Genomic DNA, 21,130 nt, shown 5'->3' with positions numbered 1-21,130 from the left:
CATAAGGATTGCTGTAAATGAATCTCATGAAATTCACCAACACTAAATTTGTCTGGCTGACGGGCTGCTCTCTGTTAACGGGAAGTTTGATTTTCTCCGGATGCACGCCTCCCGATTCATCCTCTTCCGAGGAGATCGTGATTGAGGAAGAGACTGTCTCTGAACCGGTTATTGAAGAACCAGAAGCAGGGTCAGATTTAGATGAAAACGTCATTACCCCTATCGAAGAACCAAAGCCGGAAATGAAACCGGAAGCAAAGCCGGTTGAAGAACCGGTCGAGCCCGTAAAAGCCGAGGACCCGGCACCTGAAGAAAAACCTGTTCCTGCTAAACCGGAACCTGCACCGAAAGAAGCGAAACCTGCGGATCCGAAACCAGAAGCAAAGCCGGAAGAAAAAGACCCAGTCGCTGCTCCTAAACCGGCCCCTGTTGAAGCAACTGATCCCAAGCCAGAAGAGCCCAAGGCTGAAGATCCAAAACCGGCTGAGGAAAAACCAGTAGAAGAGAAACCAGCCAAGGAAGCACCTGCGGCAGAAGCTGCTACCGAAAAACCCGCTGCTGAAAATGCAGATGTCGCGGGAGACTGGCCGATGTGGGGTGGTGACATCACACGGAACATGGTCAACAAAACAAAAAAACTCAACCTGGACCTGGGTTCAGAATACATCGATGAATCGGACTCAGTGAAATGGGTTTCGGACCTGGGTTCACAGACTTACGGGAACCCGACTGTCGGCGGTGGCAAAGTACTTGTGGGCACGAATAATGGTGCCGAGTACCGTCCCCAGCACAAAGGCGACCGAGGTGTGGTCCTTTGTTTCGATGAGGAAACTGGCGAAATGCTGTGGCAACTCACTCGAGAAAAACTTCCCCAGGGACGAGTTAACGACTGGCCGGAGCAGGGGATTTGTTCAACTCCCTGTATCGAAGATGGCCGCATGTGGGTCGTTACCAACCGTGCGGAAGTCATGTGCGTCGATATGGAAGGTTTCCACGATGGTGAAAACGATGGTCCGTATACCGACGAAGCAGATACTGATGAGTTGGACGGCGATATCATCTGGTCACTCGACATGATTGAAGATCTGGGCGTGTTCCCGCACAATCTGGCGACCAGCTCACCCCTGATCTACAAAGACCGTATCTTCATTCTGACTTCCAACGGGGTCGACGAAGCTCACCTGGAGATTCCTTCACCTCGCTCTCCCTGCTTCCTCTGTATTGATAAAAACACGGGCGAAGTGATCTGGGAAGACAACACTCCCTTCGATCAAATTCTGCACGGTCAGTGGGGTTCTCCCGCGATTGGTGTCGTCAATGGCCAGGCTCAGGTGTACTTCCCAGGCGGAGACGGCTGGTTGTATTCATTTGATGCAGATGCCGACGAAGCGAATATGCTCTGGAAGTTCGACCTGAACCCCAAAGATTCCAAATGGGTTCTTGGTGGTCTCGGATCGCGTAACGCGATTATCTCGACTCCGGTATTCTTCGAAAACAGCGTCCTCCTCGGAGTAGGCCAGGACCCGGAACACGGAGAAGGGGTTGGTCACCTCTATCGAATCGACGCCACTAAGACGGGTGACGTCTCTCCCGTAACCGAAGATGGTTCCGAAAATGAGAACTCGGCCCAAATCTGGCATTATGGTGGTATGGATTCCGACGGTTCTGTAACCGGTGAAGAAGACACGGAAATCTATCGTCGAACGATTTCAACAGTCGCCGTTCATAATGGACTTGTCTATGCGGCCGATCTTTCCGGCCGGTTACACTGCATCGATTTCGCGACTGGCAAACGGAACTGGGAATACGACCTGTTCGCCGCTGTCTGGGGTTCTCCTATGGTCGTCGATGGGAAAATTCTCATTGGTGATGAAGATGGTGACCTCGCGATCATTTCCGAAGGGGCAGAACTGAACGAAGACGATATCATCGAGTATCACTTCAGTTCTTCCATCTACAGTACACCAACGATCGCCAACGGAACCCTGTTTGTAACCGACCGGTCGCATCTGTATGCGATTCCCGTTGTGAAATAAGTGTTTTGAAATCGATGCCCTGATTTTTAAACAGGCAATCAATTCGATCAGAAGAGGTCGGGCGAGCCTTCTCCCCGACCTCTTTTTTGCGCCCTCTCCTCAGCAGTTATAAGAGTCATCATGAGGGTCAGGAGCGATCTGCTTGTAAGTATGCGCAGACGAAGAGAAGAAGTTATTGCCTAAGTCGAGGACGCGCCAGTGGCCGCAGCCTCTCCACAGCCGTAGAAGTTCCTTCGCGTCTTGATCGAACTGGCTCTTCAGGCTGCCGGGCTTTGAGATACAAAAAAAGCCGGATCGACGAATCGATCCGGCTCTTGGTTACTCTTAAATTTAAATCATCCTTATGATCAATCGTCGTAATCGACTTCTACAACCCCATTGCGTGAGGTGAGTTCGACTTCATACGAACCATAATCGTATTTCACTTTGCTACCGTGACGGCTGATTTTGACTTCAGGGCAGCCATAGGGAGGCACACAAATTTGCACAAAAACACAGCCCTGCGGGCAGCAGCTACCGCAACTGTTGTTACAGCTATCGCAAGAACCACAATTCGTTGCACAGCAAGTTGGAGGGCAGGGATCCAGAACGGAAACAATCTTGGTGACCGCACAGGGATGAATGTTGTGGCGATCCTCGACTTCCACCCGGTGGTAAAGTTGCATTGGAGTGGAGGAAACCACTTGCTCCGAGTAAACAGAAGTTGGCTGTTCAGGATAAATAGTCAACGGTTCAACGGGAGGAGCTTCCAGAGGTGCTTGGAAAGCAACCTCCAATAATTCCGGTTTTTCCTTTTGCAGGCGAGCTTCTTCCAGATGGGAAACGACTTGCATTTTTCCAGGAACGTAAAAGAATCCTACCTCTGCAGGAATCTGCGAAGTTTGTTTTGATTTGGCGTTACCGTACTGCGAGCCGACGGCAAGCAGTGTGGCAACCAATGTTAAAGCCACTAATTTCTTCATTATATATTCCTTCCTTGTCATTCTGTAACAGAATTGAACGTCGTCGAATTCATAATAGGGAGTTCATGTACGCTGAATAATGAGACCTCATTCGGCATGAACAAATACTCTTCCCGATCAGTCCAGGCATGAGTTCTCTTGGTTGTTGATTCAGAACAAATCCACTCACCTGATCTCATTTCTAGAACTGTTCTCCTGTTCGAAACCCACTTTCGAATTTCCCGTTGTCGGTATGTTGATGGTATGGGCATGTCATGGTTCTTTTCCAGAGAAAGGTTGGAAGAGAACAGATTCATAACAGTAGTGCCTGCCATCGAGGCGCGGGTTCGGGATTTCATTCAGTAAACAGTAAAAACATATCGCGCCCCTTGGAGGGCGCAAAACTTTTTTCTCTCAATGTCTCTGTTTCCCAAAGGGACTTTTCAGATTGTTCCACTCAGGACAACAGCGCAAGAAAACCGGCCTCTTATCTTTTCCAGACACTTCTTTTACTGTTGCGAGCGAGACGAGAACCGAAGCTGTTTCAGTTCAGGAAATAGGGGTTTGTTGCAAAAAGGAAACCTTTCATTCAGAGATCTCCGTTTCAGATTACCACCCTCTGTTCCCATCAGGAGTGAAATCTTGTGTCGAGGGTCGTGATAGGAATTCCGTTTTCGAATCGTTCCAAGCTAAGTAGCGTGTCCCGTAATCGAAAACATCATTCGCCTCTACCATCTTACCTTAAATGACCAGTTTACAGCTGGGAACCGTGATTCCGGTCAAGTTCATCAATTCTTCCGCAAATATCGGATGGGCCGGAAACAGGGTTAGAATCCCCAGTGGCGTTTTGTAAACTGGGAGGAGTAGGTTTTTTGTGCTGGCTTGAGCAACTGAAATATAAATCCCGTCTCAGTTCCTTGACGTAAATTCCGGCACTTGCTTTTCTATAGGGTAGTGTTCGTGAACGCTACCACTTTGTTCAGCTCATGGATGTGAACTTGCAACAGTTTCTCTGTTCCAATCTGCGCGGCACAATCGTTCTCCTGATTTGTCTTTTGATGATCCCAGGTTGCGGAAACGACTCCGTACCCCCATCCAACTCGGCGGGTGCACTCTCTAATTCAACGGAGAGTTCGAATTCAGCTACCCGTCCCGGTGACGCTAATACCGGTAAAATGACTCAATCTGCTGGCAATTCGTCGAACACCGGCGACCAGCTACCCGCAGGGGTCACCGTCAACGAGACCGGGAAAAAACAACTCGACGATGTTCCTTACGATATCTGGTTCGAAAAGCCGCTCGCCATTGTTCAACCGACTGATTTGAAATCACCGGGTGACACTATGAATTCCGCAGCGCCACACTCTGATCCTAAGAGTGCTCCCGCTGCAGGCTCTTCACCTTCAATGACCAGTGCTACTAATGAACCCAACGAAAGTGCGTCGTCGTCCGATTGGGACTCGCTGGTCTCTCCTTCAGTTTTAGAAGAAGAAGTGACCCGAATCTCCATTAGTCTGGGGGGGTATTTAAATCAACTCGGTAGCTTCAATCGAACGCGTAATGAAATTGCTGAAGAGTCGGAAGCACTTAAAGCGGTCGCTCTGGTTGCATCTCAATTGCAGGAAGAACTCCGTTGGAAAGAGCAAGCTTTGATTCTGGTGGATTGTGGTGCCCGATTGGTAGAGCAATCGGAGACGGCGGGCAGAGCCTCTTTTACATCGGCACAGGTTCCGCTTCAGCAGATTCGTTCCGTACTGAACGGTGAGCAGGTCACACTTGATCATCAGGTCAATCAAGAAGTTAATTTCAGTGATCGGGTTGATCGCGGAGCAGTTATGTACCGTATGGAGTCTGCGTTTAACTGGCTCGCGGAGAATATTGATTCCGAAGGCAAACTGAAATCGGAACAGAAAACTGCCCTGCGGGAAACGGCGATCCTTACCATGCTGGGCAAAATCATTGCCTCTCCGGGCTATCCTTCCGCTGAGGAAGCGGGTTATCATGAAGAGGCTGCTGGTTTTACCACAACGGCCAAAGGGATGCAGTCCGCGATTCAAGCGAATGACTTCGGCACATTTCAAACAAATCTGGATCGACTCGAAAAGCACTGTGCCGATTGCCATGCCGATTATCGGTTTGAATGATTCCTATCCCAACGGATAAGAATTATTCAATCATCATAAAATCACACAACATAATTCGAATAACAACAAACTTCATCCCCATAATTTCATTTACTTTTCTAACTCAAACAGAAACAGCGGTTTAAAAATGTCTTCTGTCTCCTTCGTTCGAATGCTGACCACATTGGCAGGCATATTGTTCCTGTTTCTTTCGCAGCTGGCCGCTACGGGATCCGCTGCCGAGGTGATCGAACTTCGATCGGGTCACAAAATTATGGGAGACGTCCTGAAAGCGGATACCTCGCTGGTTTATGTTGATATCGGCGTCGATGTACTGAAAATTCCCGTTGAGGAGATCAAAACTCGTCGCCCGATTGAAGAGGGGGAGAAGATCGAAGAGGTCAAAGGACCGGCAGAGAGCAAGAGCCTCTACTCGACCGCTACTTTACCCGACAAGGGATTGAAGGAACTTGTAGAACAGTTTGGCAAAGGGGTCGTCCTGATTGAAACTCCCAGTGGGCTGGGGTCTGGTTTTATTATCAACGACGATGGTTACTGCATCACCAACTACCATGTGGTCGAGCAGGAAACCCGCATTGCCGTTACCCTTTTTCAGCGGAACGAACGAAATGAGTTCACGCGACATCGTATCAACGACGTCAAAATCATTGCGATGAACCCCTATTTCGATCTGGCATTGTTGCAGATTCCCCGACAGAAGGGGATTCCTTTTCACCCGGTCTATCTGGCGGAGTCGGCTGACTACCAGGAAGGGGATGATGTCTTTGCGATTGGAAACCCGCATGGATTGGAACGTTCTGTTTCACAGGGCATCGTCAGTACCCGGAACCGGAATTTTCAAGGTATCGTCTTTATTCAAACAACGGCTCAGATCAATCCTGGAAACTCCGGAGGCCCCCTCTTTAATGAGCGGGGTGAGGTCTTAGGGGTGACTAATATGAAACTTCAGCTGAGTGAAGGTCTCGGATTCGCGATTCCCGTTGCGTATCTGAAACACTTCCTCGATAATTATGATGCGTTTGCATTTGATGAAAAAAATCCGAATACCGGATACCACTACCTCGACCCACCCGTCCGGACGAACTTTGACAAACTTCCCAGATAGTTTTCCGACGCGACTGTGTTTAATTAAAGAATCGGCACTGCAGGACGAATGGAGTTCCGGGTGGCTATCATCATAAGTTCGCTTTCAGCGGATAAAAATGAGAATCACTCGCACTGACATGATCTCTAACGGAAGACGATCCCTAAAGTCACGATTTCAGCTTACACCTATCTACGTTACTCAGAATGGATAAGAACATGAAATACCGAGAATTCCCTTCTCTGAAAAAGGCACTCCTGAGCAGCGTCGCTGTCCTGCTTCTCTGTGCTCAGACGGTACTGGCGGCGGACACTGTTACGCTCGATCAGCGATTACCTGCTGAAACATACCTTTTCGTTTCGGCGCCGAACGTCGAAGTGATGCAGGAGAAATACAAACAGACTCGGTTCTACCAACTCTTACAGGAAGAGCAAGTTCAGGAGTTTTGCACGCAGATCACTGAAAAGATCAATGAAGCTCTCGCTGAAGAGCTGAATATGACCGTGGATGATCTCTACTCGATCCTGTCAGGTGAAGCCTCCTTTGCATTTTTCAAACCAAGCGGAGCTCCATTCGCGGCAATGATGGCAATTGAATTTGGTGAAAGCCGGGATAAAGTTGACGCACTCATCGCGAAAGCACTTTCCGCTTCTGAAGAACAGGGTTCGGAAGTCGTTGAAGAAGAGTACGCCGGTGCGACATTGAATGTGATCGCAGTCAAAGGTGCCAACCCTAACGTGCCTATCGAACAAGACCTTGTCTTCTGTATCAAAGACACAACATTCTTAGTATCGAACAGTACCGTCGGAATAAAAGATGTTCTCGACAGCTGGGAAGGTCGTGAAGACGATTCATTCAAATCGAGCCCTGTCTACACTCAGATCCAAACGGAATGTCTTCCCGAATCGGGTGAGTCAGTATTCAACTTCTTCATTGATCCGATCGCCCTCACTCAGTCAATCGCGATGGCTTCGGGCCCGCAGGGAATGCAGTTGCAAATGGGGTTGGCCATGCTGCAACCTCTCGGTATTACGAGCCTGAAAGGAATCGGTAACTGTTCAGATATCATGGTCGGTGACTATGAGTCGATCAGCCGCACTTTATTCTATCTTGATTCCGAGCCTCGTGGCCTTATGAAAGTCATGCGGTTTCCTGCAGCGGAGCAGAAGCCAGCGGAGTGGGTCCCTGCCGATGTCGTCTCTTTCCAAGCCTTCAATTGGGATTCCATGTCTGCTTACGATGCGATCGTAACGATCGTTGACAGCTTTCAGGGACCTGGAGCAACAGAGCAAATGATCGAAGGGTTTGCACAGCAGCCCGATGGCCCTGGTATTCACGTCAAGAAGGACTTGATCGATCAGCTTTCGGGCAATATTCAATTCTTTACCCAAGCGGGAAAAGGGGGAGGAATTGAAGATATGCAGGGACTGATGTTGTTGGGTGCGGAAGTGAAGGACGAGGCAGGTATGACTGACGTCCTCACTCGCGTTGCCGAAAGTCCGGGTTTTCCCGGAGAAGCTCGTGAATTCCAGGGCACTACGATTTACGAAGTTGTAAACCCAAATCCCTCTACCCCCACCGTGGCGATGGCGGTCGCCAAAGGTTACTTTTTCTTCACCACAGAAGTACAACTGCTGGAGCAAGTTGTACGCGGTGTCGCTGCAGCGGATAGCTTAGTACAGAGTGATAAGTACCTGAAACTGGCCGAGCATTTTCCAGCCCAAACGTCGATCATTGGTTTTTCTGATCCTACTGATCAAATTAAACCGGTCTACGAAAACTTTCAGTCCGGCCAACTCGGTGCATTGATCCCCGATATCGATTTTACCGTCCTTCCCGATTTCGAAGTCATCGCTAAGTACTTCGGTACTTCCGCATCGTACATGGTGCCGGTCGGAAATGGAGCCTTGGCGGTTCAGTTCCAGTTGAAAGAGTAATCATCTGCAGGTGAAGATCTGAATTAAAAAACAGGGATTGGAAACATTCGGTTTCCAATCCCTGTTTTCATTGCCGAGATACGAAACGCAGCATTAAATCTGATTAAAGTCGCCGAGAGCGTCCATTCAGTCATCGTATTCATACCTGAATCTACAATCCTGCGACTTCAAGTTCGTGCTGCAGTCCGGCGGGTTGCCCCATTCTGAATCTGTGCGAATAGATCGTAACCGATTTTCTTGCTCCAAGCTTCCTGCAATTGTTGAACGATTGGTCCCGGTTTCCCCGAACCAATGGCATGTTTATTAATACTGGTTACTGGCATGACGCAGTACGGAGTCGTCGTGGTCATGGCTTCATCAGCGTTGATCGCCTGAAATGACTGGAAGTCTCGAACTTCGAAGGGAATGCCCAACTCGTCGGCTAACTCAATCACCACTTGTCGACTGACCCCCGGTAACGTGTTGGTCAGAGTAGGCGAGACAATGGTGCCTCCTTCCACGATCAGGAAATTCGCCCCACTCGTTTCGGTTACATTTCCGTTCAAATCGAGCAATAAGGCCGCTGCCTGAGGATCAACTTTTCGTGCTTCCAAGTCCGCCAGATAGTAGTGCATACGGCTTCGGTATTTCATATTCGGGTGATAGCACTGCGGCGGTACGTGCCGCGTGGAACTGATCACCAGATGAGAGCCTGTTTGCATTTTCTCAGCCCAGAACTCAAACGGGAGCGGGAAGGTGTGTGCACACAAGGTCGGCACCATGTTCACACCGGCGGCGGCGCTTCCGGCATACATCAGGTTTTCGCCAGGGGTGACAAAAATCACCAGACCAAGTTCGTCATCCTGTTCAATCAGTCCTGCGTTATGCTGAACTAATTCGGTCAATCTGGTTGCGAGATTTTCGCGGGTAAGCTGAATGTCGAATTCCATATATTTCATGGAACGAAATAACCGGTCGATATGTTCTTTCAGCCGGAACGGTTGATGGCGAAACGTGCGGATCATTTCCGTTACGGTTGCGCCCAGAACGATTCCCTGATCATAAATATTCAGATGTGCCTGCGATGCAGGGACCATTTCCCCTTTCAGGAAAACCAGCGGTTCAGTCATGGGAGGGAGACTTTCAGCAAAGGAGCGGTTAAGAACTATAAATCAGAAAGTGCATTCTATAACAACGGAATGACGATAACATCCATAGGGGGTTTTTCCGTGACTCGTTTTGCAGGCCAGTTAGAACCCCAGCCAAGACAATGGCGGAAGGATAGGGTGAAGCGTAAATCAATACTTTCTGATTGGTTCTTATGTCAGCGGGAAGTTAGGATAGCAACTGAGTCTCTCCCTTTTAATTGCATAGTCTTTCTCTCGATGGAGTAATCTGAGTTGGAGGCCTGGTCCCGGAATTGTTTTAGTTCAATACGAGTGCTCCTGCTGGTCGCGTTAAGCGTGCGGTTGGTGCTGGCTCTTGGGCTGCAGATCTATCTTGACCAGACTCCCGACCGGTCGTTCCTGATTGCGGGTGACGCCGCTGGTTACTGGGAACTGGCGTCGAACATTGCCGCTGGCGAACCTTATGAAATTTACGATCCTCCGCGTCAGATTCTACGGATGCCTGGCTTTCCCGTTGTGTTGACGATACCAATCAAACTATTCGAGGGATCTTTTCTGGCGGCGCGGATCTGGCTGGCCTTGTTTGGGGTACTTGCCGTTTATCTCTGTTATCGCCTCGCTCTGGAATTGGCGGATGGAAAAACAGCGATCCTGGCGGCATGGCTGGTGGCACTGCATCCTGTGATGGCTGGTTTCAGTGTGGTGATCCTGAGTGAAACCTGCTTCGCGGCCTCACTGTTGGCCAGTCTCTGGAGTCTGCAACGGATACAGGCACACCCCGACTCCTCCCTTTTCCCCGTGATGGCGGGCGTACTCGCGGCTGTTGCAACCTACATGCGGCCGGTCTGGATATTGTTTCCATTAATCTGGGCCGTATATCAATTGTTTGTTCAACAAAGAAAAACGATTGTGGGACGTAATCTACTCCTTATTCTCATCGGGATGGCACTGACGCTTTCGCCCTGGGTCTACCGAAACTACCAGGTAAGCGGGCAGTTCGTCGTGACTTCATTATGGAGCGGTCCCAGCCTATACGATGGCTTCAATCCAAACGCCACGGGTGCGAGTGACATGACTTTCTTTGAGACGGACAATCTTCCTGCGACGATGTCCGAATACGAAGTCGATCAGGAATACCGTCAGCGTGCGTGGCAGTTTGCCCGTAAAAATCCGTGGCGGTCGTTTGAACTGGCCGGTCTCAAAGCAGTCCGCTTCTGGCGACCTTGGCCTGTTGCAGAGGAAGTGTCCTCGCCTTTGATCGCTTGGGGGATCGGCGGTTTGAATACGATCCTGTATCTAGTCGTTCTTCTGGCAATCTGGCGATTTCGTAACCGCAGTGACCTTCTGTTTTACACTTTGACGCCGCTTATTTATTTTGCCGTAATTCACATGCTCTTTGTCGGTTCTCTCAGATATCGACTTCCGGCTGAGTATCCTTTATTGATTCTGGCGGCTCTGTTTTTGTCTAAGTCGAGAAATAATAGAGAGATAGATGAGCAAGGTGCCGTCAGGATGAATGCGAAATAAAGCCTGTTTTCATGAGAAATGGGGTTGAGTAAACTGACTTAGGTCACGAAAATGCAATCCGGCTATTTTTCGCCTGGTTAACAGCAGGATGTTGTTAAAGAATCGATCTGCAACCCGGTTTTGTTTTGATCTTCGCTTCCGTCTTTGGACACCCGCTGCCTTTGGTGTCCCCCCAGACTCACGGATGAATTTGGAATCTAATGGCTCGTATCGGGAAATCAATACGCTGGTACTTCATCTGCATTCTGCTGCTGTTAACGACAGTCGGCGGTTCGGCAATGTGGTTCTGGATGCGTTCAGATGAACTGCTGAAGTCGCAGCTGACCGCTCAGCTTGAGGAACTGCTGCCTGACTGGAATATCCAGATAGGAAGAACGCGTTACGATTGGAAAAGCCAGATCCACATCTACGATGTGACGATTCAGGGAGACCATACTAAACGGTCGCTTCTACAACTGCCCGAAGTGATCGTGCAGATCGACGTCGAACAATTCAAAGCAAATCAGCATATACAGGTTCAGAAGCTGATTCTCAAACGTCCCTCCATCAACCTGTTGAGAAATGCTCAGGGGATGTGGAACTGGGAGCAACTGAGCCCGCCGCCTCGATCCGAAGAACCAGTTCCGGAAATCGAAGTGCGCGATGCTCGATATCGAGTTATTCTGGAAAATGGAGGGGATCGCCCTCCCGGTGAAGTTTATATTGAACAGGCAAATGTGCGACTCATTCCAACGGGACGTCGCAACGTTTCCATTGAAGGCCTTACCCATATCAATCAGGTCGGGCGTCTGGCTATCAAAGGGAACTGGAGTGTCGATACGGGCGAATGGGACGTGAGTGGTTCCATTGCGGAAGTCAAAACGCAGGGCGAATTCTTATCACTCATTGCAGGGCAGTCCCCGGAGCTTTTAACCAAACTCCAGAATTTCGACACCTTTCTCAATAATTACCCGGCGCAGCAGGACGAAGTCATTGCTCAGACGGCTGCCGTTTCGAATGTCTCGCTCTCGTCCACTGCTGTTCACACGGATGAAATTCCGGATTTCGGAGTCGGTGTTCTATTCGACCTCGATTTCCAAGTTACCAAAACATCACCGACGGAAGAGCCTGATTTCAAATTCAAATTTGATTTCAAAGATGGAAAGCTCACCAACCGGATTCTCCCTTTTCCGCTTAGTGATTTGAAGGGGACGGTTGTCTGGGACAACGATCTGATCACGATCGAAAAACTGACCGCCATGAATGGGCCTGCCGGCATTCAGGCATCAGGAAAAGTCGCCCGACAGCCCGAGAAAGCCAGTTTCGATATTGATCTTAAATGCCGCAATATCACCCTCGATCAGAAGTTGCGAGCTCGATTAACACCAGGTCTGGCGAAATTGTATGACGACTTTCATCCGGCGGGAGTATTCGATCTTGATGTCGAATTCTATTTTCAACCGGGCGTAGGGCTAAAACATCGGAACCTGTTGGCTAAAGTCCGAAATGGTAGTTGTCGCTTTGTCAAATTTCCTTATCCGTTCACTGCGGTGGAAGGAACGGTCCAGCAGCCTGGCGACAGTGACATCATGGAAGTCGATATTCGCGGACTGGCCGCGCGGCGGGAAACTGCGGTTGTGGGTTGGTTGAAGAATCCGGGACGCGAAGCGGAGTCTCATTTTGAGATTCAAGTTTCTAATCTGCCCGTTGACGATGCTCTTCTGTCTGCAAGCCCACCTCCGCTGAGGAAAACATTGGATGCGATGCAGCTCCAGGGACAACTTGATGTCAATGTTGAGTTGAACAGACCACCTGGTCTCGATCAGAAATATCATCAGATCATCGATGTCCAATTACATCATGGCGCAATCCAATATGCCCATTTTCCTTATCCAGTAAATGACATGACAGGCAGATTGCAATACGACAACCATGAAAAGGTCTGGTATTTTCAGGAGTTGCTGGGTCGGAATGGCCAGACGACTCTAATGGCGGAAGGTCTATACGATGCCTCGACGGAGCCTGGTCATTTAAGTCTGAAGATCGACGCCAAAGGAGGTTGGTTTGATGCGCAGCTGAAGCAGGCGCTTTCTCCGGAAATACAAACTGTTTGGGATCAATTGTCTCCCCGCGGACGTCTCGACCTGATCGCTCTGGTTGATTGGGACAAAGGAACTCCACCTTCAATCCGTCTTCCTAAGCTCAATGTGAGTCAGGGTGAAATGACGATGGATTGTTTTCCCTATCCGATCAAAAACATTGAGGGCGAGTTTGAATATGCCCATCGCCAGTCGGACTTCGTTCAAAATCAAGTTCATCCCTCGATTCAGATTAAATCTTTTCACGGACAGCACGATAATACCCGGGTTCAGATGATTGGGATCATCGACTGGGCCGAATATCTGGACGCCCAGGATTGGCGGGTGCATTTCGCCAAATTGCATGTGGACGACCTGATCCCCGACCGTATGTTTCGTCTCGCGTTGCCCCCCGATTTAAGAAATGTGGTCGAAGAACTAAATCCGGAAGGAAATCCAATTTCCCTTTCGGGCACGCTCGATCTACGCGGTTCGACAGATCCGCAGCTTCCCGTGACGGCCGGTTGGAATGTCGAGACAGTCCTGTCGGGATCGGATGTCTGGGCCGGCGTGGAGTTGGATCAAGTCCGGGGCAACGTCACCAGCCGCGGAATTTTCAATGGTCAAAACGTCGAGATGACAGGCGAAATCGATATCGAATCAGCGGAGTTATGGGGCGACTATCAATTAACCAATATTCAAGGTCCCTATTTTCTGGTCGACCGACGATTGTGGGTCGGGTCTGTTCCGAAACCAATTCGTCCCGTCCACTTCCCGATAGACAAAGACAAAATTCGTCCTGTAACCGCCAAAGCGATCGGGGGAACTATTTCGCTCGAAGGGGATTCTCTCATTGAGGAGGATACCATCTATAAACTGAAAATCATCATGGAGGGCGGCCTCCTTGAAGAATATGCCCGGTTGTATCTGCCTGGTACCCATAATTTACGAGGGGTGATTAACAGTTGGATTGAATTAAAAGGGCAGGGCAATAACATGTCCGCAATCGGAGGTAACGGGCAGATTCTCATCAGCCCCGCAGCTCTGTACGAGTTGCCCGTCTTTTTACAAATGTTCAACGAACTGGGTGGGTTGATTCCACAGGACAAAACGGCGTTCAAAACCGCTTTTGCAGAATATGATATCTCACAAAAGCAGTTTCGATTCAATCGGATTCAACTGCAGGGTGATTCGATTGGAATGTACGGTCAGGGAACGGCTCGATTCGATGGTCAGCTGAACCTCGACTTCTATTCAGTTGTACCTCGAAACAATCTACCGCTTCCGATTGTGAATGAAGTGGTAAATCTCGCCTCGCGAGACTTTGTAGGTGTTAAAGTGCGTGGAAACGTAAACCGGCCCATTGTGACCTTTGACAATGCGATCAAACGGCTGTTTGACAGTATTCCCGTGCGAGACGCAATGCGGGCCCCGGCGATGCTGGTTCCTCCATTCTCCTTTTCCAGTCAACCGATGTTTACACCAACCGGACGACCCGCCCCCGGGAATTGAATACCGAACCCGGGATCGCCGATTGCTCTCTACTATACAGTTGGAGGAAGACTGAATAGAAAGTGTTTTGTGCTTTCTTGTTTTCCCTCGAAAGTGTATCTGGACAGAGATCTCCAAGGGTGCTGTTGCCCTGTATCGTGCCTTTGCAATAAAATAGACTTAACCTGTTTCCTGCTCTAATGATGGATTCGCTTCTTTCCTATCTGTCTGGTTGGATTTAATCAAGACAGGCGACAATGGTCAGTTAGCGTGGATTACTGATCGACACCTATGGGCGAATCAAACAGCCCCGCACCCGTTCCCCCAGATAAAGGAGTGCCCCCGGATGGCAATTTTCAATGATAATTCTGAAACCATTGGAAATACCCCGTTAGTCAAAATCAATCACATCGCCTCCGGATTGCCGGGCACCATTCTCGCTAAGATTGAAGGTCGCAACCCGGCCTACAGTGTGAAATGCCGGATCGGTGCATCGATGATCTGGGACGCTGAGCAATCGGGTAAACTGAAACCGGGAATGCACGTTGTCGAACCCACCAGTGGTAATACGGGAATCGCGCTCGCATACGTCTGCTCTGCGCGAGGATATAAATGCACCCTGGTAATGCCCGACACCATGTCGATGGAACGTCGGATGATGCTTAAGGCATTTGGAGCGGAACTTCTGTTGACTCCCGGTGCCGATGGTATGAAGGGAGCGATTCAAAAAGCGGAAGAACTCTCGGAACAGCCCGACTACTACATGCCTCAACAGTTTAAGAATCCCGCGAATCCTCAGATTCACTTTGAAACCACTGGCCCCGAGCTTTGGCGCGACACGGAGGGGAAAATTGATTTCTTCGTCGCGGGCGTGGGAACAGGGGGGACTATTACGGGTGTGGGACGATATCTGAAGCACGAGAAGAAGCACCCCGTTCGAATTGTGGCCGTCGAGCCAATGAACAGTGCGGTTATCTCTGGAGGCGAGCCAGGCAAGCACCGCATTCAGGGATTGGGAGCCGGGTTCATTCCAGATATTCTTGATGTCTCCATCATTGATGAAGTTATCAAAGTCACTGATGAAGAGTCGTTCGACATGGCCCCACGACTTGCCAAAGAAGAGGGCATTATTTGCGGTATCAGTTGCGGCGCTGCCATGGCTGCGGCAATGAAAATTGCAGAACGCCCGGACAGTGAAGGTAAAAACATTGTTGTCGTCCTTCCCGACTCCGGGGAGCGTTACCTCTCGACGCCCCTGTTCGATTACGCCAAAAACTAGGCTGGATCAGAGAACAGACTGGTCTAATCCTAGCGAATGGGGCATCTGCCTCCTTCTCTTGTGGAATAGGCGGGGACGGAGCCTTGAGAGTGCTCCGGAAACCGTTAAACTCGGAATCCGTACCCGTACTCAAGCGCGGGAGCCCCCTATGCAGTATTGCACAGGGTGCCTGACCTATTTCCCATCAATATTGCCTTCCCCTAATTCCTTCTGGTGGACCATCCACATATGAAATTCGAAACACGTTCTGTGCATGTCGGTGTTGATAAAGACTCGGCTTACAATTCAGCGACGACTCCGATCTATCCGACTTCGACATTTGTCTGGGATAACCTGACTTCGAATCGTGGGTTCGATTACACCCGCTCGGGTAATCCGACCCGGTCCGCCTTGGAAGAAAATATCACTTCGCTGGAAGGGGGATACCAATGTCGGGCAACCTCCACAGGAATGTCAGCGATTGTAACGGCTCTGCAACTTTTCAAACCGGGCGATCATATCATCGCTGGAGACGATATTTATGGCGGGACTTATCGTCTGTTCTCGGATGTATTCACGCGGATGGGACTGAAGTTCACCTTCGTTAAGATGCGTGAACTTGCCCGGGTTGAGGCGGCCATCACTCCCGAGACGAAGTGCATCTGGATTGAAACTCCAAGTAATCCACTCATGAATCTGGTCGATATCGAAGCGATCTCAGCATTGGCGAATAAGTCGGATTTGATCACGATCGCCGATAATACTTTCATGTCACCTTACCTGCAGCGTCCATTTGAAATGGGTGTGGATGTCGTGGTGCATTCGACAACGAAATACCTGAATGGACATTCTGATGTCGTAGGTGGGTGTGTCGTCAGCCGAGAGAAAGAGATCGCCGAGAAGGTCGCTTACACAGTTAATGCAATGGGGTTGGGATGCTCTCCCTTCGACGCCTGGTTAGTTCTTCGCGGCATTAAAACACTCGGACCGCGCATGGAAGCTCATCAGCGAGCGGCGCAGGCTGTCGTTGAAATGTTGAGCGGGCATGCGAACGTGGAGCACGTATATTATCCTGGTTTGGAAAGCCATCCACAGCATGAGTTAGCCAAAAAACAACAACATGGCTTCGGAGCAATGCTTAGCTTTGATGTTAAAGGAGGCCGTCCGGAAGCGGAGAAAGTCTTCGACCGCTCCGAACTCTTTCTCCTGGCGGAATCACTCGGAGGAGTCGAATCGTTAATGGAATATCCCGAGACGATGAGCCACGCCTCCATGACGTTGGACGCGCGGCGCGAAGCGGGAATTACAGAGAAAACGATTCGTGTTTCCATCGGAATCGAACACCCCGATGACTTGGTCTCCGACCTGAAACAGGCACTCGATTTCTAAATAGAAATTGTTGCGAATCATCTCGGGGCCCAATCCGGAAAAGGATGTCACAAATCCAGACGGTTCAATTCAAACGGCTGAATCCGCCATGTTTGACTGGGCTTTTCAGTAGTTTGTCGACCGTCTGTTTTTCAACGGCTTCTTGTAGCTCTGCAAAGATCTCTTTGTACGCTTCGAGATACTGATGGATGTTTTCTGAAGTGTGTGCCAGGCTCGCATAGAATCCAGCTCCAGCCAGAATGCCTCGTTCCAACATTCGGACCGTAATGTATGTCTGGATTTCGGCCGCTTGCGGATGCTCATACTGGAAATGTGTGATGGGCGGATGACCGAGCATTTTTAACGGGATCCCGAACTCTGCTGCCAGAGGAGCCAGATGTCCTCGCAATTGATCACCGCGCGCTTCCAGTTCTTCAGGCAGATTTGTTTCCTTCATCTTCTTCAGTGTCGCCAGAGCAGCGGCTGGTCCGACCGCTTCGGTCCAATAAGTGCTGGAGATGAACGTCTCTTGAGCCGCCTGCATGGCATCACGTGTTCCAATAATGGCCGCCATCGGGTGACCATTCCCCAGCGCTTTGCCAAAGACAGCGATATCGGGATCGACACCATATTTCAAATGGGCTCCCCCCAAGTGAAGACGCCATCCCGCTGTGATTTCATCCATTACGAGTAAACTACCATTTTTATGACATAGCTCCCGTACCTGCTCCAGGTATCCGGGATCGGGCTCAGCATATCGCGTGGGCTCCATGACTACGGCCGCCAGTTTGGAACCCTCTTTTTTGATAATCGCCTCCAACTGTTCGATTTGATTGTACTGGAAAGGGATCGCCGTTCCGGCAAGTTCTTCTGGAACTCCATTGGGGTGCAACCCGGGGAGGAGATGTCCTTGAAGGGAGTCTTCTTTCTGACGATTTGCTGCCAGGTACCAGTCGTGCCAACCGTGGTATCCACAGAAGGCGATGTGGCTTCGATTCGTAGCAGCTCTAGCGATGCGGACGGCAACGGTCATTGCTTCGCCCCCTGTCCGGGCATAGCGGACCTGATCCGCCCAAGGGTGTAATCGGACCAATTCTTCGGCAAGCAGAACTTCTTCCGGGGCATTTAGCGTACACATTGATCCTCGTTGGACTCGGTCTATGACGGCTTCTGTCACAGTCGGATCGGCGTATCCCAGCAGGCAGGCTCCAATTCCCATGATCGACATATCGATGTATTCCCGTCCATCAAGGTCAACGACAGTGCAGCCCTTACAGCTCTGGTAATACGCAGGCCACATTTCCGGGGCGAACATCTCGGGGCGTTTGCTGAGCAGTTGGGTGCCACCCGGAATAAGTTGTTTGGCCCGAAGATACAGGGCCTGTGTGATTGATCCGGGTTGTTGGGGAAGAGACATATGCGTGGATCCCGAGGAGGGGTGATGGACAGCTTCAATTTGAGTACCTGAAACAGTAACAGGATTTCGAAAAGGGGGTCAACCGGCTAAGTCTCTTGTCTCACACTGTTTTGGAAAATCGGATTCCGCTATCCTCAAGGTGCTCGCAAACTCTAAAATAGGGTTCTCTACCGGCTTACTCTATTAAAAGATGGTAAACAACTGATGACCCTGCTGATTCGTGTCCTGCTTCTCATAGCGTATGGCTTGTTCTTCCTGTCGACTGGTACCTCCGCGCTTGTTGCCGCGACTTTAACAGCGGGAGTAGCCCGGATCGATATTACGCCGCCACTGGAAATGCAATGTCCTCTCGGAGGATATGGCGAACGGATGAATAAGCCAGCCGAAGGCATCCACGATCGAATCTGGGCCAAGGCCATTGTCCTTACGGACGGAACCCAGAAGTTTGCAATCATCACGGCAGACCTGTTGGGGTTCCCATTTCCGTTTAAGGAAGAGCTGGTCCGCGAAGTGAAGTCGCACGGGTGGGAATCGAATCAGATGATGCTGCTAGCGAGCCATTCTCATGCCAGTATAGAAATGAACGCATTTCATCCCGGGAACACGTTTGGAATTTCTCAGATCGGGATCTATAACCCGCAGGTTCATCAATTCACGCTTGCCAATTTCAAAAAGCTCTTGCTGGCTGCCGATCGTCAATTACAGGAGGCTCCCGTGAAGGTGCGAATCGGGACGAGTAGGATTCAGTTGGAAGGGTGGAATAACAACCGCCGCAAACAGGGATTCACCGACAACGATTTGACTTTGACCCGCATTGATACGGCAACAGGGAAACCAATGGCTGTGCTTGTGAACTTCACCGCTCATCCGACTTTCATGTCGTCCAGGCAGATGTGGTTCTCGGCAGGGTGGCCAGGGCACCTGCAACGAACATTGGAGACACTCATTGGCGACGAGGTGACGGTAATGTATTACAACGGAGCCGAAGGAGATCAGTCACCGCGTTCCCGCCCCCATTCGGGGGAAAGCCGTTGGGAAAAAGCCGAACGCTACGGTGTTGAATTGGCTGCTGTTAGCCATGAACTGTGGATGGCTACGGGCACAGAATCGAATGTCGAGTTTCGGCAGCACACCGTCGAGTTTGACTTGCCTCCTGCAAACTGGCACCCCGATTTCATGCAGACTGGTGGTAAGGAATATGGGCTGAGTACCTCGCTGCTTCAGCAGATGATTCCTAAACTGTTCGCCGAACGGTCTCATTGTACGACGGTTCAAATCGGTCAACTCTCGATTACCGGTATCCCGGGAGAGATGGCGGCTGGCATGGGGGCAGAAATCAAACGAGTTGCGGGGGAGAAACTGTCCGTCGAATCGCCTACAATTGGGGGGCTGGCCGACGCTTGGATTAGCTATATTCTGACGGAAGAAGCTTGGGAAACAGGTGGCTACGAAGCCAGCGTCAGTTTTTATGGCCCTCAATTAGGCCCGGTTGTTAAACAAGCTGCCCTTGAATCATTCCCCCTAACGGGGCCATAAAAAACTTGCATTCATCAAAATATGAACACGTTCTTAATAGCAATTAGACTGAATTAAATGAATATACCCCAGGATCAAAAGACTTCCCCTGTGGAAATCTCCCCGGAGCCTGTCCCTGAGACGAATGGATCAAGTACGCCCGAAGTCGTTACTGAGGAGATTGTCGAAACTGAGGAGATTGTCGAACCTGAAGAACTAACGGAGAAGTCGGGCAAAAAATCTAATGGTAAAATCTGGATCGGTTTTGATCTGGGTGGAACCAAAATGCTCTGCAAAGCGTATGACGCCAAATTCAAAGAAGTCGCCTTTCGTCGTCGAAAGACGAAAAGTCGCAAAGGGGAAAAGTCGATCCTCGATCGAATTGTCGATACGATCGAAGATACTTTGGAAGAGGCTGGGAAAACGAAGTCAGATATTGCCGGGATCGGTGTGGGCTGTCCGGGAATTCTCGATCTCAATACAGGGACAATTCTGAATGCTCCCAACCTGGGGTGGAAGAAAACACCACTCAAGAAAATTCTGTTTGAAAAATTCGATTGCCCGGTTGTCATCGGAAATGATGTCGATCTCGGAGTATACGGTGAATACAGCGAAGGAGCCGGAAAAGGGGCAAACTCGGTGTTGGGCATTTTCCCTGGGACAGGAATCGGTGGTGGGTTTATTTACCAGGGCCAGATTCTTCGAGGGACTCGCAGTTCGTGTATGGAAATTGGGCATGTCTGCGTTCAAGCCGACGGAAGAATGTGTGGTTGCGGACGACGGGGTTGTCTGGAAACGGTTGCGAGTCGCCTTTCAATCGCCGCACAGGCCGCACAGGCGGTCTATCGGGGAGAAGCTCCCGTCTTGCGAGAATTGGCAGGCACCAATCTTGCCGATATTCGGAGCGGTGCTATCGCAGAATCGATCGAAAAGGGGGATGAATCGATCAAGGAGATTGTGATCACGGCGGCAGAACATATTGGTCGAGCGATCGGCAATATGGTCAATCTACTGGCACCGGAGGTCGTCGTTCTAGGTGGAGGGCTCGTGGAAGCGATGCCTACGTTGATTGTGGACACAGCTTGGAATAGCTCAAAAAACCAATGTTTGAAGTCGTCGGAAGACTCATACAAAGTTGTGGCCGCAAAGTTAGGTGATGATTCCACCGTTCTGGGAGCGGCATGTTGGGCCAAACATACTTTCAGCGATAATCAGAAGAAAGGCTAACTGAAAGTTCTTGCAGTAGAGT

At 50.1% G+C, this 21,130-nt stretch carries 13 protein-coding genes; 10 read left to right on the top strand and 3 right to left on the bottom strand.

Features of this window, described 5'->3' with window-relative positions; genetic code table 11:
* Positions 1–17: 17 nt before the first annotated feature.
* A complete protein-coding gene (locus Pla110_RS22995; protein ID WP_144996149.1) occupies positions 18–2,036 on the top strand; it encodes a PQQ-binding-like beta-propeller repeat protein in 2,019 nt (672 codons plus the stop codon).
* A 347-nt stretch (positions 2,037–2,383) separates the two neighbouring features.
* Here Pla110_RS22995 and Pla110_RS12820 read toward each other — a convergent pair whose 3' ends face one another.
* On the bottom strand, positions 2,384–2,998 hold the full coding sequence (locus tag Pla110_RS12820) for a hypothetical protein (protein ID WP_144996148.1): 615 nt from the start codon (positions 2,996–2,998) through the stop codon (positions 2,384–2,386).
* A 1,154-nt stretch (positions 2,999–4,152) separates the two neighbouring features.
* On the opposite strand from Pla110_RS12820, the gene Pla110_RS12815 reads away from it, so the two are divergent.
* The 3 genes from Pla110_RS12815 (at position 4,153) to Pla110_RS12805 (ending at position 8,142) form a co-directional block, all read left to right on the top strand.
* Complete coding sequence (locus Pla110_RS12815) at positions 4,153–5,121, top strand: cytochrome c (protein ID WP_197440176.1); 969 nt, start codon at positions 4,153–4,155, stop codon at positions 5,119–5,121.
* A gap of 127 nt (positions 5,122–5,248) precedes the next feature.
* Positions 5,249–6,226 carry a S1C family serine protease gene (locus Pla110_RS12810; protein ID WP_144996146.1) on the top strand — a complete coding sequence of 326 codons (978 nt, stop codon included), beginning with the start codon at positions 5,249–5,251 and terminating at the stop codon, positions 6,224–6,226.
* A 197-nt stretch (positions 6,227–6,423) separates the two neighbouring features.
* A complete protein-coding gene (locus Pla110_RS12805) occupies positions 6,424–8,142 on the top strand; it encodes a hypothetical protein (protein ID WP_144996145.1) in 1,719 nt (572 codons plus the stop codon).
* A gap of 167 nt (positions 8,143–8,309) precedes the next feature.
* Here the strand turns inward: Pla110_RS12805 and Pla110_RS12800 are convergent, their stop codons facing one another.
* Positions 8,310–9,251: an aminotransferase class IV gene (locus Pla110_RS12800; protein ID WP_144996144.1), complete on the bottom strand. Its 942-nt coding sequence runs from the start codon at positions 9,249–9,251 to the stop codon at positions 8,310–8,312.
* Positions 9,252–9,521: 270 nt separating this feature from the next.
* Here Pla110_RS12800 and Pla110_RS12795 point away from each other — a divergent pair, with 270 nt between their 5' ends.
* The 4 genes from Pla110_RS12795 (at position 9,522) to Pla110_RS12780 (ending at position 16,970) form a co-directional block, all read left to right on the top strand.
* Positions 9,522–10,775, top strand: a complete 1,254-nt coding sequence (locus tag Pla110_RS12795) for an ArnT family glycosyltransferase (RefSeq protein WP_144996143.1) — start codon at positions 9,522–9,524, stop codon at positions 10,773–10,775.
* A 200-nt stretch (positions 10,776–10,975) separates the two neighbouring features.
* Positions 10,976–14,344: a DUF3971 domain-containing protein gene (locus tag Pla110_RS12790; protein WP_144996142.1), complete on the top strand. Its 3,369-nt coding sequence runs from the start codon at positions 10,976–10,978 to the stop codon at positions 14,342–14,344.
* Positions 14,345–14,669: 325 nt separating this feature from the next.
* Positions 14,670–15,602: a cysteine synthase A gene (gene cysK, locus Pla110_RS12785; RefSeq protein WP_144996141.1), complete on the top strand. Its 933-nt coding sequence runs from the start codon at positions 14,670–14,672 to the stop codon at positions 15,600–15,602.
* A gap of 228 nt (positions 15,603–15,830) precedes the next feature.
* Positions 15,831–16,970: a trans-sulfuration enzyme family protein gene (locus Pla110_RS12780; RefSeq protein WP_144996140.1), complete on the top strand. Its 1,140-nt coding sequence runs from the start codon at positions 15,831–15,833 to the stop codon at positions 16,968–16,970.
* 64 nt (positions 16,971–17,034) lie between these two features.
* On the opposite strand, the gene Pla110_RS12775 is transcribed toward Pla110_RS12780, so the two are convergent.
* Positions 17,035–18,366: an aminotransferase class III-fold pyridoxal phosphate-dependent enzyme gene (locus Pla110_RS12775; protein ID WP_144996139.1), complete on the bottom strand. Its 1,332-nt coding sequence runs from the start codon at positions 18,364–18,366 to the stop codon at positions 17,035–17,037.
* A gap of 204 nt (positions 18,367–18,570) precedes the next feature.
* Between Pla110_RS12775 and Pla110_RS12770 the strand changes: the two genes are divergently transcribed.
* Complete coding sequence (locus Pla110_RS12770) at positions 18,571–19,902, top strand: neutral/alkaline non-lysosomal ceramidase N-terminal domain-containing protein (protein WP_144996138.1); 1,332 nt, start codon at positions 18,571–18,573, stop codon at positions 19,900–19,902.
* A 57-nt stretch (positions 19,903–19,959) separates the two neighbouring features.
* A complete protein-coding gene (locus tag Pla110_RS12765) occupies positions 19,960–21,108 on the top strand; it encodes an ROK family protein (protein WP_144996137.1) in 1,149 nt (382 codons plus the stop codon).
* Positions 21,109–21,130 lie beyond the last annotated feature (22 nt).

Origin of the sequence: Polystyrenella longa, assembly GCF_007750395.1 — a bacterium.
In the GTDB taxonomy this organism is placed as follows: domain Bacteria; phylum Planctomycetota; class Planctomycetia; order Planctomycetales; family Planctomycetaceae; genus Polystyrenella; species Polystyrenella longa.
The sequence above is the reverse complement of the archived record's forward strand: the minus strand, read 5'-3'. Positions and strand labels throughout refer to the sequence as shown.

Excerpts from the sequence above, each read along its gene's own strand:
- Pla110_RS12790 (WP_144996142.1), top strand. The coding sequence starts at position 10,976 with ATGGCTCGTATCGGGAAATCAATACGCTGGTACTTCATCTGCATTCTG.
- Pla110_RS12800 (WP_144996144.1), bottom strand. The coding sequence starts at position 9,251 with ATGACTGAACCGCTGGTTTTCCTGAAAGGGGAAATGGTCCCTGCATCG.
- Pla110_RS12810 (WP_144996146.1), top strand. The coding sequence starts at position 5,249 with ATGTCTTCTGTCTCCTTCGTTCGAATGCTGACCACATTGGCAGGCATA.
- Pla110_RS12820 (WP_144996148.1), bottom strand. The coding sequence starts at position 2,998 with ATGAAGAAATTAGTGGCTTTAACATTGGTTGCCACACTGCTTGCCGTC.
- Pla110_RS12780 (WP_144996140.1), top strand. The coding sequence starts at position 15,831 with ATGAAATTCGAAACACGTTCTGTGCATGTCGGTGTTGATAAAGACTCG.
- Pla110_RS12815 (WP_197440176.1), top strand. The coding sequence starts at position 4,153 with ATGACTCAATCTGCTGGCAATTCGTCGAACACCGGCGACCAGCTACCC.
- Pla110_RS22995 (WP_144996149.1), top strand. The coding sequence starts at position 18 with ATGAATCTCATGAAATTCACCAACACTAAATTTGTCTGGCTGACGGGC.
- Pla110_RS12805 (WP_144996145.1), top strand. The coding sequence starts at position 6,424 with ATGAAATACCGAGAATTCCCTTCTCTGAAAAAGGCACTCCTGAGCAGC.
- Pla110_RS12775 (WP_144996139.1), bottom strand. The coding sequence starts at position 18,366 with ATGTCTCTTCCCCAACAACCCGGATCAATCACACAGGCCCTGTATCTT.
- cysK (WP_144996141.1), top strand. The coding sequence starts at position 14,670 with ATGGCAATTTTCAATGATAATTCTGAAACCATTGGAAATACCCCGTTA.
- Pla110_RS12765 (WP_144996137.1), top strand. The coding sequence starts at position 19,960 with ATGAATATACCCCAGGATCAAAAGACTTCCCCTGTGGAAATCTCCCCG.
- Pla110_RS12770 (WP_144996138.1), top strand. The coding sequence starts at position 18,571 with ATGACCCTGCTGATTCGTGTCCTGCTTCTCATAGCGTATGGCTTGTTC.